Source organism: Vreelandella arcis, from assembly GCF_900103865.1.
GTDB classification, from domain to species: Bacteria; Pseudomonadota; Gammaproteobacteria; order Pseudomonadales; family Halomonadaceae; genus Vreelandella; species Vreelandella arcis.
The window spans coordinates 238,403-250,833 of sequence record NZ_FNII01000004.1 but is presented as its reverse complement, the minus strand read 5'-3'; the positions used below and the strand labels follow the sequence as shown (position 1 = coordinate 250,833).

Annotated in this window: 12 protein-coding genes; 5 read left to right on the top strand and 7 right to left on the bottom strand. The window is 57.8% G+C overall.

Annotation, left to right across the window (positions count from 1 at the left end; all coding sequences use genetic code 11):
* Positions 1-13: 13 nt before the first annotated feature.
* The 4 genes from BLR97_RS06475 to BLR97_RS06460 all read left to right on the top strand — a co-directional run bounded on the left by BLR97_RS06475 (position 14) and on the right by BLR97_RS06460 (position 3,711).
* Positions 14-1,393: an MFS transporter gene (locus BLR97_RS06475; protein ID WP_089703683.1), complete on the top strand. Its 1,380-nt coding sequence runs from the start codon at positions 14-16 to the stop codon at positions 1,391-1,393.
* A 64-nt stretch (positions 1,394-1,457) separates the two neighbouring features.
* Positions 1,458-2,033, top strand: coding sequence for a single-stranded DNA-binding protein (ssb, locus tag BLR97_RS06470; RefSeq protein ID WP_089703679.1), 576 nt, complete (start codon positions 1,458-1,460; stop codon positions 2,031-2,033).
* 44 nt (positions 2,034-2,077) lie between these two features.
* Entirely contained in the window at positions 2,078-2,968 is an 891-nt protein-coding gene (locus tag BLR97_RS06465; RefSeq protein WP_089703677.1) for a sugar nucleotide-binding protein, read from the top strand.
* Positions 2,965-3,711: a lysophospholipid acyltransferase family protein gene (locus BLR97_RS06460; protein ID WP_089703674.1), complete on the top strand. Its 747-nt coding sequence runs from the start codon at positions 2,965-2,967 to the stop codon at positions 3,709-3,711. The genes BLR97_RS06465 and BLR97_RS06460 overlap by 4 nt, the downstream gene beginning before the upstream one ends.
* 71 nt (positions 3,712-3,782) lie before the next feature.
* Here the strand turns inward: BLR97_RS06460 and fabB are convergent, their stop codons facing one another.
* Positions 3,783-5,000 (bottom strand): beta-ketoacyl-ACP synthase I, encoded by a 1,218-nt coding sequence (gene fabB / locus BLR97_RS06455; protein ID WP_089703671.1) that lies wholly within the window; start codon positions 4,998-5,000, stop codon positions 3,783-3,785.
* A 12-nt stretch (positions 5,001-5,012) separates the two neighbouring features.
* Positions 5,013-5,528, bottom strand: a complete 516-nt coding sequence (fabA, locus tag BLR97_RS06450) for a 3-hydroxyacyl-[acyl-carrier-protein] dehydratase FabA (protein ID WP_089703668.1) — start codon at positions 5,526-5,528, stop codon at positions 5,013-5,015.
* 355 nt (positions 5,529-5,883) lie between these two features.
* Here fabA and BLR97_RS06445 point away from each other — a divergent pair, with 355 nt between their 5' ends.
* Positions 5,884-7,731 (top strand): putative bifunctional diguanylate cyclase/phosphodiesterase, encoded by a 1,848-nt coding sequence (locus tag BLR97_RS06445; RefSeq protein WP_089703665.1) that lies wholly within the window; start codon positions 5,884-5,886, stop codon positions 7,729-7,731.
* On the opposite strand, the gene BLR97_RS06440 is transcribed toward BLR97_RS06445, so the two are convergent.
* Genes BLR97_RS06440 through BLR97_RS06420 form a run of 5 tightly spaced genes read right to left on the bottom strand, consistent with a single transcriptional unit; the run spans position 7,728 to position 12,418 of the window.
* The gene (locus tag BLR97_RS06440; RefSeq protein ID WP_089703663.1) at positions 7,728-8,261 is read right to left on the bottom strand and encodes a DUF2878 domain-containing protein; all 534 of its coding nucleotides are present in this window, start codon (positions 8,259-8,261) and stop codon (positions 7,728-7,730) included. The genes BLR97_RS06445 and BLR97_RS06440 overlap by 4 nt on opposite strands.
* Positions 8,261-9,529, bottom strand: coding sequence for an SAM-dependent methyltransferase (locus tag BLR97_RS06435; RefSeq protein ID WP_089703659.1), 1,269 nt, complete (start codon positions 9,527-9,529; stop codon positions 8,261-8,263). The genes BLR97_RS06440 and BLR97_RS06435 overlap by 1 nt, the downstream gene beginning before the upstream one ends.
* Complete coding sequence (locus BLR97_RS06430; protein WP_089703656.1) at positions 9,526-10,290, bottom strand: DUF1365 domain-containing protein; 765 nt, start codon at positions 10,288-10,290, stop codon at positions 9,526-9,528. Before BLR97_RS06430 ends, BLR97_RS06435 begins: the two co-directional genes overlap by 4 nt.
* Positions 10,287-11,636 carry an NAD(P)/FAD-dependent oxidoreductase gene (locus BLR97_RS06425; protein WP_089703651.1) on the bottom strand — a complete coding sequence of 450 codons (1,350 nt, stop codon included), beginning with the start codon at positions 11,634-11,636 and terminating at the stop codon, positions 10,287-10,289. Before BLR97_RS06425 ends, BLR97_RS06430 begins: the two co-directional genes overlap by 4 nt.
* On the bottom strand, positions 11,633-12,418 hold the full coding sequence (locus BLR97_RS06420; protein ID WP_089703648.1) for an SDR family NAD(P)-dependent oxidoreductase: 786 nt from the start codon (positions 12,416-12,418) through the stop codon (positions 11,633-11,635). The genes BLR97_RS06425 and BLR97_RS06420 overlap by 4 nt, the downstream gene beginning before the upstream one ends.
* Positions 12,419-12,431 lie beyond the last annotated feature (13 nt).

Here is a 12,431-nt window from a genome sequence, read left to right as displayed (position 1 = left end):
TTCCAAGGGCTTTATGCGCAAGGTTTCTGCACTGTTGTTGGCCTCTGAACGCCGTGCCATTAGTGGTTTGGCGGGTCTCTATGCATCTCGTATGTTAGGGCTTTTTATGGTGCTGCCCGTGTTGGCGCTGTATGCCGACACGCTGACAGGGTCGACGCCGCTGCTCATTGGCGTAGCACTGGGGGTCTATGGGCTCACCCAGGCCATTCTGCAAATTCCGTTTGGGTTATGGTCGGATCGCATTGGCCGCAAGCCGGTGATTGCCTTTGGACTAGTGTTGTTTGCCCTGGGTAGTATGGTGGCGGCCTCTGCCGATAGCATTGGGGCCATGATTGCCGGGCGCGCCCTGCAGGGTAGCGGTGCGGTGGCGGCGGCCATTATGGCGCTATTGGCAGATCAGACCCGCGAGCAGGTGCGCACCGCTGCCATGGCGACCATTGGCCTGTCGATTGGTGTGGCCTTTGCCTTGGCGATGGTGATTGGACCGTGGTTAGCTGCGTGGGCGGGGCTTGCCGGTGTGTTCTGGTTTACCGTGCTGCTGACCCTGCTGGGTTTGCTTGTGCTGTGGCAATGGGTGCCGCCAGCGCCACGTCGTCAGCGCCACCGCGATGTAAGTATGGACCGCCGGCAGTTGAAAAGCGTCATGGCACGCCCGGATCTTTGGCGTCTCGATACGTCGATTTTTGCCCTGCACTTTGTGCTGATGGCCATTTTTGTCGCCGTTCCTTATCGCTTGCTTGAGGCGGGTATCAGCGCCGCACATCACGGTTTGGCGTATCTGGCGATCATGGGGTTGTCGTTTGTCGCCATGTTGCCGCTGATGATCGTGGCCGAGAAGCGCCAGCGCATCGCGAGGCTTTGCGTACTGGCGATAGGGGCGATTGCGGTGAGTTTGGCGGGGTTAGGGCTGCCGGTATCCGAAGGCTATTGGCTATTTGTTTGGCTTTTTATCTTTTTCACCGGTTTTAATTTGTTAGAGGCAACACTTCCGTCCCTGCTCAGCAAGTTGGCTCCCGCCGGGGCGAAAGGCACCGCCATGGGCGTGTACTCAACCAGTCAATTCCTGGGCGCGTTTTTAGGCGGCACCCTGGGTGGCGTACTGGCCAGCTACGGCGGACTGGATGCGGTATTTCTCGGTTGTGCGCTGCTCGCCACCCTGTGGTGGGCGGCCATGCTGAAAATGCCATCGCCGCCGCCGCTGACCAGCGAAGTGGTGGCGCTGGACGACACCGAAGCCGATACTATGGACGTGCTGCTGGAGCGCCTGGCGAATGTGGCCGGTGTTGAAGATGTCTTGGTCGTACCCGAGGAGCGGCTAGCGTATTTGAAGGTCAATCGACAACAGCTTGATCAAACGGCGCTTGCTAAGCTGGTGACGCCCCTTAAACCGTAAGGGGCAACCAGGCGTCGTTGGGATGCTGTCGACGTTAATCGATATCAATTGAAAGGAGCGCCTTATGGCTCGTGGCATTAACAAGGTTATTTTAATCGGCAACCTCGGGCAGGATCCTGAGGTGCGCTTTACCCCCTCCGGCACTGCGGTGGCCAACCTCAATCTAGCGACCACCGACACCTGGACGGATCGTCAAAGCGGTCAACGTCAGGAGCGCACCGAGTGGCACCGGATTGTCCTGTTCAACAAAACCGCTGAGATTGCCCAGCAGTACCTGAAGAAGGGCTCCAAAGTTTACATTGAGGGGCGTCTGCAAACGCGTAAATGGCAGGATCAGAACGGTCAGGATCGTTACAGCACGGAAATCGTGGCTAACGATATGCAAATGTTGGATAGCCGCGGCGGAGACGCTCCACAGCAGGGCCAGTATGGGCAGTCGGCCCCCGCACAAAACGGTTACGGCCAGAACCAGCCGTCCGGCGGTATGCCGCCGCAGCAGGGCGGCGGGAACCCCCAGCAGGGTGGCGCTCAGCAGCAGCGTCCTGCGCAGCCGGCACCGCCACAAGGCCAGCAAAACAATCAATACGGCGCACCTGATCCCGGCAATTTCGATGATTTCGACGACGAGATCCCGTTTTAAGTAACGGACATTGACGCGAAAGAAGGTAAGGGAGACAGGCTGCCTTGAAGCTTTTGATACTGGATGCCGGGCACTGCTTAAGCTTGGCACTGGCACGTGAGGCGAACCGGCGCTCAGACACTGAGTTGGTGATTGAGCACGAGACTCAGTTGACCGCTGAGCGCCTGCAGTCGGTATCGCCGGATGCGGTGATTATTCCGCCGCTGGCCCACCCGTTGAACATGGCTCCCGCGGCCGTCATGGCACACGCCGACGCAGTCGAGGCGTGCCTAGTCGCTTGCCAGTCAGCCGACATAGCACTGGTATGGTGCGTGTCCGATCAGCTTTACGAAGACGGTTTCGACGTGCCCATCGATGAGCATGTCGTCCCGGCGCCCCGGGATGACTCCCTGCGTCGATTAGTGCGAACCGGCAATCGCATTCGCGCGGATTATGATCGCCATTTGATTGTGCGCCTTGGGCCGTTGTTTGCTCTTGAGGGCAGCCATGCGTGGCTGAATGAATTGCTAGACAGCTTGGTGATGGGCGAAAACGTTCGCGCCGCGGAGGATGTGATTTTTTGCCCTACCTCCGCCGATGCCGTGGCGCTTTCGTTGATTGGTATGCTCCAGCAGCAGTCCTGCGGGGCGGACGCGTGGGGGGCCTACCATTTGGCTGGAACCGAACCGGTCAGTGCCTTCACGTTCACGTCCATGGTGAGAACCCAACTGTCGACTCACCTGGAAGGGCGCGGCGAGCAGGTCACGCTGGGCGAGGTTCAAGCGTTAAAGCATCACCACGATGCCAAGCTACGGCGGGTGCTGAATTGCCGCCGGGTGCTTGATGTGTTTGGCGTTCATCAAAAACCGTGGCGGTTAGAAGTAGGCCGCATGCTCGATGCATGGTGTTTAACGCGGGATCAGCAGGGTGTCGACGACACAGGAGCGACATCTTGATACAAGTGGTGCGTAGCATCGTATTTTACGCGGGGTATTTTACTGCCCTATTGGCCATTGGCGTGCTGTTCTTACCCATAGCGCCGTTTTTACCTCTGGCAGGACGCTATCGACTGCTGAATTTATATAACCATTTCCTTATGTTTTGGTTTCGTATCGCTTGCGGCGTGCGGTATGACATTCAGGGGGCGCATAATCTGCCCGATGGGCCCTGCGTGATCCAGGCCAATCATCAGTGTGAATGGGAAACCGTTTTTCTACAGGTGATGAAACCGCCGGTATGTACCGTATTGAAGCGCGAACTGCTGCGCCTGCCTATCTTTGGCTGGGGCTTACGTTTGCTACGCCCCATCAGCCTCGACCGCTCTAAGCCAGCGCGAGCAATGAAGCAAGTCTTGACCCAAGGCGTAGAGCGACTAGGAACAGGCTTGTCGGTACTTATTTTTCCGGAAGGCACTCGAGTCGATCCAGGCGAGCGCAAGCGCTACAATAAAAGTGGCAGTGTCGTGGCGTGTCGCGCGGGGGTGCCGGTATTACCCGTTGCCCACAACGCGGGAGAGCGGTGGCCCGGGCGCCACTGGGTAAAACGCCCGGGGGTGCTACGGGTGCGCATTGGTAAACCAATTGAGACGGCCGGTCGCATGCCCGATGAAGTGCTTGTCGACGTTGAGGAGTGGATCGAGGCGCAGTTACAAGAAATTTCCGACGTGCCGCGGCCTACCTCTCGTCCTGCCTCTCGGTAACAACGCTACCACGCAAAAACGGCACCCTCGGGTGCCGTTTTGCCGTCATCATGTGTTTAGCCTTATCAGCGTTAGTCGTTATAACGCTGGAAGACTAAACACGCATTGGTACCGCCAAAGCCGAAGCTATTCGACAAGGCGCGTTCAATTGATACGTCATCGCGGCGTTCAGTGACAATATCGAAGCCATCGGCCTGCTCATCCAGGTCAGTGATATTCGCCGACGCAGCTACGAAGTTGTGTTGCATCATGAGCAGCGAATAGATCGCCTCCTGCACACCGGTAGCCCCCAGCGAGTGGCCGGTCAACGACTTGGTTGAACTCATCGCGGGCGTGGTATTGCCGAACACTTCGCGAATCGCTTTCAGCTCCGCCACGTCGCCCACCGGCGTTGAGGTGCCATGGGTGTTGATATAATCAATAGCGCCGTCGACGGTCGCCATGGCTTGACGCATGCAGCGTGTCGCGCCTTCGCCGGAAGGCGCGACCATGTCGTGGCCGTCAGAGGTCGCGCCGTAACCCACCAGTTCACCGTAAATCTTGGCGCCGCGCGCTTTGGCGTGCTCTAACTCTTCGAGTATCAACATGCCGCCACCGCCCGCGATGACAAAGCCGTCGCGGGCTTGGTCGTAGGGGCGAGAGGCTTTATCCGGTGTCTCGTTATAGTGGGTCGACAGTGCGCCCATGGCATCGAACAGGCAGGAAAGCGTCCAGTGTTCTTCCTCGCCGCCGCCGGCAAACACAACGTCTTGTTTACCTAGCTGAATTTGCTCCATCGCACTACCAATGCAGTGGGCCGATGTGGCACAGGCCGACGAAATTGAGTAGTTAACGCCTTTGATCTTAAACGGCGTCGCCAAGCAGGCCGACACGGTACTGCCCATCGTGCGGGTGACGCGGTAAGGGCCTACACGACGCAGGCCTTTTTCACGCATGACGTCCGCGGCTTCTACTTGGTTAGCACTGGAAGCACCGCCGGAGCCAGCGATCAGGCCGGTTCGCTCGTTGGATACCTGGTCATCGGGCAGGCCCGCATCCTCAATGGCTTGCGCCATGGCGATATATGCGTAGGCCGCCGCGTCCCCCATGAAGCGCAGTAACTTGCGGTCGATCAGCGCTTCGAGGTCAATATGAACGCTGCCCGCCACCTGGCTGCGGAAGCCACGCTCGGCGTATTCGTCTTTGAAGCGAATGCCGCTACGGCCACTTTTGAGCGCCTCAAGAACCTGTTGTTGGTCGTTGCCCAGGCAAGACACGATGCCAAGGCCGGTGACTACCACTCGTCGCATGGGAGCCTCCTGTTAAAAATTCGCAGTGGAGGTAAATAGGCCAACGCGCAGATCATTAGCCTGATAAATATCGCGACCGTCTACGCAGACGGTGCCGTCGGCCATACCTAGAATCAGCCGGCGTGTAATTATACGTTTCATATTAATGCGATAGGTAACTTTTTTAGCGTCAGGCAGAATTTGGCCACTGAATTTGACCTCGCTGCAACCCAGCGCACGGCCTCGACCAGGGTGGCCGAGCCAGCCCAGGTAGAAACCCACCAACTGCCACATGGCATCGAGTCCCAAGCAGCCCGGCATTACCGGATCGCCAGGAAAGTGGCAATCGAAAAACCACAGGTCGGGGATAATATCCAATTCGGCAATCAGCTCGCCTTTGTTGTGCTCGCCGCCTTCTTCGTGAATGTGCGTGATGCGATCAAGCATCAGCATGTTAGGAGCTGGCAGCTGGGCATTGCCGGGGCCAAAAAGTTCGCCGCGCGAGCAGGCCAGCAGTTCTTCGCGATCAAAGGAATGTTGCTTGGTCACTGAATCGTTCCGATTGTCAAAATGGTTGTTGGCCGCGTGCGGCACCTAAAGCCGAGGCATAGCGCCGATGCGTAACATCGAGCATGGCCCGCAAAGCCATGCCTAGTCTACTTCCCGAAACCGCTGAATGCACGTCACCAGCCTATTATCCGTTGGCATTACAGTTTTTTTTAAAGCAGCCGATTATATGACAAGGCGTAAAGTATAGGGTCGCTTGATTAGTTATTACACAATAAACGTTTTTTTGACGTAAGATTAACTGCCCAGTTAACCCCATAAGTGGGATGAGCAGGCTAGTTTAGTTCTTTTTTGGGAGCAGCTTTTAACCCGTTTTTATAGGATGTCGTCAATTAGTATGTGGCTTCCCGTTTCCCTGAATCGCCCACTGGTCTGGGCAGCGCTCGTTGCACTGCCCGCTTGCATCTGGATTCCCGACGCTATGCTGCGAATGGTGGCGGCGTCGTTGGTCGCGCTTGGGCTGTGGGATGCGTGGCGTCAAGTCCGCCAGCAGCGGCTTTGGATGCAACTGTCTAAAGATGCGATTGGTTTGGCCAATGATGCGATGGTCATAAGCAACGTAGATAACCGCGTGATAGCGGTGAACCCTGCCTTTACCCAAATCACTGGTTACGAAAGCCATGAAATGGTTGGTCGCAAGCTCGAAACGCTTGCCGCGCCAAGGCACGATAAAACCTTTTACCAGCACTACTGGAGCACGCTGAAAAGCACCGGGCGCTGGGAAGGCGAAATGTGGAATCGACGTAAGCACGGCGATGAATATCCCGAGTGGCTTAAAGTCCGCGCCGTGACCGATAAGCGCGGCAAGATTACGCATTTTATTAGTTTATTTACCGATATTTCGGCACAAAAGGCCCGTGAAGGTGACTTGCGGCGCATCGGTTATGAAGACCCGTTGACCGGGTTGCCGAACCGGCGTCGGCTGCACGACCTGATGGCATCGCGCCTTCGCCAATTGCGCGCGGGGGAAAGCCTGGACATCGCGCTGGTGGATATCGATGGGCTTAAATCGGTAAACGACAGCATGGGCGTTGAACAGGGCGACCGCTTGCTGGCCCGCTTTGCTCAGTGCCTTTCCAGCCACATGGCGGGCAATGTGGTGGGGCGTTTGGGGGGCGACGAGTTCATGGTGATTCGCACCACCACCTTTGATGACCACGATCAATGGATTACCAACCTGCGCGACCACATGAGTAGCCCGTTTGAAATTAACGAGCAGTCCCTGCGCTTGGGTTTAACGGTCGGCAGTTGCCGAGCACCGGAAGACGGGCAAGATTCGGGAGTGTTATTTCAGCGCCTGGAGTCGGCGTTGTATAACGCTAAGCGGCTGGGGCGCAACCAAAGCCTGCGCTTTCGCCCTGCATTGGATAAACAGGATAACCCACAGCTGGGCCTGGTGAGCGACTTACGCGCCGCCTTGGTATCGGGCGACCAGCTTGAACTGTATTTCCAGACCCAGCACCACCCCGCGACGGGAGACCTGGTGGGCATGGAGGCGTTGCTACGTTGGAAGCATCCACGGGATGGCATGATATCGCCTGGTGAGTTCATTCCCTTAGCCGAGCGCCACGGACTGATGGCGGAGCTAGGCAGTTGGGTGATTGAAAAAGCCTGCGCCCAGCAGGCGCATTGGGCCAATAGCGACATGCCGACGTTAACTATGTGGGTGAATATTTCGGCGCTGCAGCTTTTTCAGGGGGATCTTGAAACGCTGCTGGCCACCTGCCTGGAACGCTACCGGCTAACGCCTGCGCATATTGGCCTGGAGCTTACCGAGTCGGTTCTATTAGATGAGCGCGCCGGCGATATGGGGCCTCGCTTAAAGGCCCTGCAAGCCCAGGGCTACGCTATAGCGATTGATGACTTTGGTACCGGCTATTCGTCGTTGGGTTACTTAAAACGCTTACCGGTGGACAAGATCAAGCTCGACCGTGCGTTCATCCGGGAATTACCCGGCGACCAAGCCGACGCTGCGATTGTTAAAGCGGTACTCTCGATGGCGAAAGGACTTTCGCTTGACGTGATCGCCGAAGGCGTAGAAACAAAGGAGCAGTGTGACTTTTTGGTCAATGCTGGCTGCTATATTGTGCAGGGGTTTTATTTCTCTCGCCCGGTACCGGCGAGCGAACTAGAGCAGCGCTGGCTGCCCCAGCCACGGGCGGCCATGGCTAAAGCCGGGACTTAAGGCTGCGTGGCCGTTTCAGCGTGCCACTGCTGCCAGCGATGGAAATAACCGCTAATGCCCAGGCAAAGGAGTGCCCATATCAACGCCTGAGCGGGGAGCAGCCAGGGCGCTAAGCTGACGTCGGTCAGCATAGCCCCTGCAAAATACGACAAAGGCCCTCCCAACGCTCCAAAAACGGCCGCTAGCCAAGGCCGTTGCCATAGCCACGCGAGTGAGTGGTGCACCAGGGTGGCGAACAGCGGCCATAGCATCCACAGCCAAACGGGCAATAAACCGGCGATGCGCATTGGCTCGTCAAACATCAGCCCGCCTGCCAACTGCAAGCTACCGTCGATCGCCAGCCCCAACAGGGCAAAGGCCGCCACCAAGCGCCATTCCCGGGGTTTTCCTAGGTAGCGCAAATGCAGGGCGATCCAAGTACTGCCGGCTATTGCCGCTACCCAGGAACCGCCTATCACGCATAGCGTCCAGATGATTTCAAAGCCCAGGGCATTAACCAAGACGGCAACCAGACGGCGACGCGCTAGCATCACAGCGCCCCGGTTAGCGGAGTTGGCTTGGCGGCGGGTTTGGCTAACAGCAGATGGCAAGTACCGATAGAGCGTTCGAGGAACCCACCTTCGCAATAGCACAGGTAGTATCGCCACATCCGGATAAACTGTTCGTCGTAGCCCAGCGTATGAATATGCTCGAGTTGCGCCTCGAAACGATGCCGCCATTCGCGCAGGGTACGCGCGTAATGCTGGCCGATTTCATCGAGCGACACCATGTTCAGCGAGGTCTTGCGCATCAGGCTGCTGGCGATGGCGTGATGCGACGGCAGAAAGCCGCCCGGGAAGATGTATCGCTTGATAAAGTCCATATCGCGTTTGGCTTCTTCGAAGCGCTGGTCACGAATGGTAATCGCCTGGAGCATGGCCTGACCGTCATCGGTCAACAAGCTGTCGACTTTACTTAGATAGGTATCCAGGTATTGATGACCAACTGCCTCAATCATTTCGACGGAAATCAGCCGGTCAAAGCGGCCGGTGAGTTCGCGGTAGTCCTGTTTCAGCAGCGTAATCTGCGCTTCTAATCCTTCTTCCTGGATGCGCCGCGCGGTATAGGCGTGCTGTTCTTCGGAAATCGTCGTGGTGGTTACGCGGCAGCCGCGGGTCTTGGCCGCGTGAATCGCCAGTCCGCCCCAGCCCGTGCCAATTTCCAGCAAATGATGGCCGGGTTGTACGTCAAGCTTTTCCAGCATGATGTCCAGCTTATAGGTGGAGGCTTCTTCCAGGCTGGCGTCGGGGTAGGGGAACACCGCGCTTGAGTACATCCAGTGGTGCTTGTCGAGGAACGTGGCAAATAAGTCGTTGCCGATATCATAGTGCGCGGCAATGTTGCGCTTGGAACCGGACAGGCTATTGCGCTGAAAGCGATAAGCCCAGCTCATCAGCCAGCGCGTCACGCGGGCGCTGCCGTTCTCTAGCTCGCCGTTAACCTGGTCAAGATTAACGGCAAATAGCCGCACCAGAGCGACGAGGTCATCGGCATCCCAGTCACCGTCCATGAAAGATTCGGCGGCGCCCACGGTGCCGCCAAACGCCAAGCGCTTCCAGGCACGTGCGTGGCGGATAACCACGGTTGTGTGGAGATCACCGCCTTGGCCGAGATGGTGGCATTGGTTGCCTTCGATCAAAGTGATCCGGCCGCCGGTAAAGGTATCTAACTGAGCGATTAAACGCTTTTTCAGCCAGCGCGTCAGACGGCCCTGGGGTGCGGCTTGAATATTCGGCGGGGTGGAACGCAGGGTCGTCATTTCGAAGTCTCCTTGCGCTTAGGGTGTTGGTGGATAGGGACGCGCTTCAGCCACAGGCGCAGTGCTTCAAAATGAATCCCGGCGACCGTTTTAAGGCTTATCCACGGCTGGCGTGCAAGCGTGGCTAATAGCACTTTGGGAGTGGCTGGCGCGGCCTCAAGGGTCAGCGTGGCGCCGAAATGGCGCTGCCCGTCTTGCCAGTTTTCCATGTGCAGCAAGAGGTGGTCGTCCGGGGTGTTAAACCGCCAGCGATAGGTCATATCCATGGGATTAAAGGGTGATACATGCATGGCTTTGTCGAACGCTGCCTGGTGGGTGCGGCGGCTGGGATTAACGAGGCAGGCGTAGCAGGTGCGCTCCTTCCAGGGCATGTTGGTGACTTCGCCCAGCACCGCCGCTAGTTGGCCCTTGCGGTCGTAGGCGTAGTACATCGAGATGGGGTTGAACATGGCTCCCAGCGTGCGTAGCTGGGTGAGCACGCAGATGCGTCCTTCAGGGGCGCTGCCCAACTGGCGGGTTAATTCCTCTCGCACGGCGGTGACCAGCGGGCGGTCGGTAGGGCCGAGGTAATCCTCGCGGCGAAAGCGGGCCAGGGCACGCCCTCGCGCGCTGAAGCCCGGCACACGATCAAATAGCTCGGGTAGTTCGTCTAAATCCAACCAAGCCATCCACAGCTGGTAACGAAAAGTGTGCTCGATCGGTGTGAAGCGTCGGTGGCGTAAGGTACCGCGATAAATACGCGAGCGTGGCGTCGTGGTCATCCCGCATCGCTCCCCTGGTGGGCATCGAAGAGCTCCGCGGTCGGCAACGCCGTCGGGGTGGCCAGGGGGCTTTCCGCTTCATCGCAGCCTAGCGAGCGAGCAACACGTAGCGCGCTCCATACCCCGTCTTCGTGAAAGCCATTGCGCCAATAGGCACCGCAAAAGTGTGTGCGTCGGGCGGGCGATGAAATCTCATCGTGGCGCTGTTGAGCGGCTTGCCCCGCGAGAGTGAACTGCGGATGTGCGTAGGTGTAGCGACCTAGCACCTTGGCGGGATCGATGTTGTTTGAGTCGTTCAGCGTGACGCAAAAAGTGGTATCGGCGTCTAAACACTGCAGGATATTCATGTTGTAGGTGACCGATACCCGCTCTTGGCTGCCACGGCCATCAAGGCGGTAATTCCAACTGGCCCAGGCGCGTGGGCGGCGAGGCAGCAGCGCGGTATCGGTATGTAGCACCACCTCGTTATCCTGATAGGGCATCGCGCCGAGAACCTCGCTTTCAGCGGCCGTCGGGTCGCCAAGCATGGCCAGCGCCTGGTCGGCATGGCAGGCCAGCACTACATGATCAAAGCGCTGGGTGCCTTGAGCGGTGGTGAGCACTACCCCGGTAGCGTGGCGCTCAATACGAGTTACCGGCGTATTGAGGTGAATACGATCGGCGTAAGGCGCGGTTAACGGCGTAATATAGCTGCGCGAGCCGCCTATCAGGGTGTACCACTGGGGGCGGTGATTCACCGATAGCAAACCGTGATTGCGGAAGAAACGCACAAAAAACCTCAGCGGGAAGGCCCTCAGATCGCTGATGCTTGCCGACCAGATGGCAGCCCCCATCGGCAATAGGTAACGACGCTGGAATGCTTGGCTATAGCCATGGCGATCCAAGTATTCCCCGAGGGTCATATCGTCGGGCAGTTGATCGCTGTCTAAATCGCGGGTCGCCTGCTTATTAAACCGCATGATATCGCCCAGCAGACGATAAAATCCCGGATTCAGAAGGTTGCGCCGCTGGGCGAATAGCGACGTCAAGGTATGGCCGTTGTATTCAAAATCGACGCTGGTTTCATGCACCGAAAAACTCATTTCGGTGGCTTGGCTGGGCACACCAAGGGTATCCAGCAGACGCTGAAAATGCGGGTAGGTCCAATCGTTAAACACAATGAACCCGGTATCAATGGCGTAGGCGTTGTCCGCAACCTCAACATCCATGGTGGCGGTATGGCCGCCCAGCCGCTCATCTGCCTCAAATAGCGTGACTTCGTGTCGCGCTGAAAGATACCACCCTGCGGCCATGCCGCTGATGCCGCTGCCGATCACGGCAATCCGTTGACAAGCCTCCGTGCTCATGAGGAGACCTCTTGCGTGCGTGTCATCCGCAGGCCAACACGACGGCGTAAGGCGGGCGGCAAAATGCCCAGCAGCTTGACCATGTAAGTAAAGCGGCGTGGAAAGTGAATATCCAAATGGCCTTTCACCAAGCCGTTGATGATGGCATCGGCCGCAGTGTCCGCGCTGACCTGCATGGGCATGGGGAAGTCGTTGCGCTCGGTCAGCGGCGTTTTGACAAACCCTGGATGAATCAGGCTGACATCGATGCCCTCTTGATCAAGGTCAAGGCGTAGCGATTCTAAAAAGTAACTGACCGCAGCTTTTGATGCGCCATAGGCTTCAGCCCGTGGCAGCGGCAGGTAAGCTGACGCGCTGGAGGTGGCGGCCAGCCGCGCGGGCTTGCCTTCCTGGCGTGCCGCGCGGAGTAGGGGCAGCGCGGCTTCAACGCCATACAATGTGCCGAAAAGATTGGGCGCGAATACGCGCTCGACCAAGTCCATATCGAATTGCTGGGCGTTAAGGTATTCGCAGGTGCCGGCATTGAATAGGGCAAGGTCGAGGGCGCCTAGCTGTTCACCAATTTGCCGGCCTGCGGCGGCTACCGCTTGTCGGTCGCTCACATCAAGCGCCAACGGATAGGCGTTAGGATGACCATTGCATAGCGCATCTAATGCCGCTTGTTGACGAGCACTTACCACCACGTGGTGACCCTGGGCAATGAGTTTTTTGGCCAGCGCCTCGCCAATGCCCGAAGTCGCCCCGGTTAGCCAGATACGCTGGGGCGTTTTCCATATGCTCATCGTATCTCTCCCC

Bases quoted from the DNA above. Each gene is read 5' to 3' on its own strand.
- BLR97_RS06475 (WP_089703683.1), top strand. From the start codon at position 14: ATGCGCAAGGTTTCTGCACTGTTGTTGGCCTCTGAACGCCGTGCCATT.
- ssb (WP_089703679.1), top strand. From the start codon at position 1,458: ATGGCTCGTGGCATTAACAAGGTTATTTTAATCGGCAACCTCGGGCAG.
- fabB (WP_089703671.1), bottom strand. From the start codon at position 5,000: ATGCGACGAGTGGTAGTCACCGGCCTTGGCATCGTGTCTTGCCTGGGC.
- BLR97_RS06445 (WP_089703665.1), top strand. From the start codon at position 5,884: ATGTGGCTTCCCGTTTCCCTGAATCGCCCACTGGTCTGGGCAGCGCTC.
- BLR97_RS06440 (WP_089703663.1), bottom strand. From the start codon at position 8,261: ATGCTAGCGCGTCGCCGTCTGGTTGCCGTCTTGGTTAATGCCCTGGGC.
- BLR97_RS06435 (WP_089703659.1), bottom strand. From the start codon at position 9,529: ATGACGACCCTGCGTTCCACCCCGCCGAATATTCAAGCCGCACCCCAG.
- BLR97_RS06430 (WP_089703656.1), bottom strand. From the start codon at position 10,290: ATGACCACGACGCCACGCTCGCGTATTTATCGCGGTACCTTACGCCAC.
- BLR97_RS06425 (WP_089703651.1), bottom strand. From the start codon at position 11,636: ATGAGCACGGAGGCTTGTCAACGGATTGCCGTGATCGGCAGCGGCATC.
- BLR97_RS06420 (WP_089703648.1), bottom strand. From the start codon at position 12,418: ATGAGCATATGGAAAACGCCCCAGCGTATCTGGCTAACCGGGGCGACT.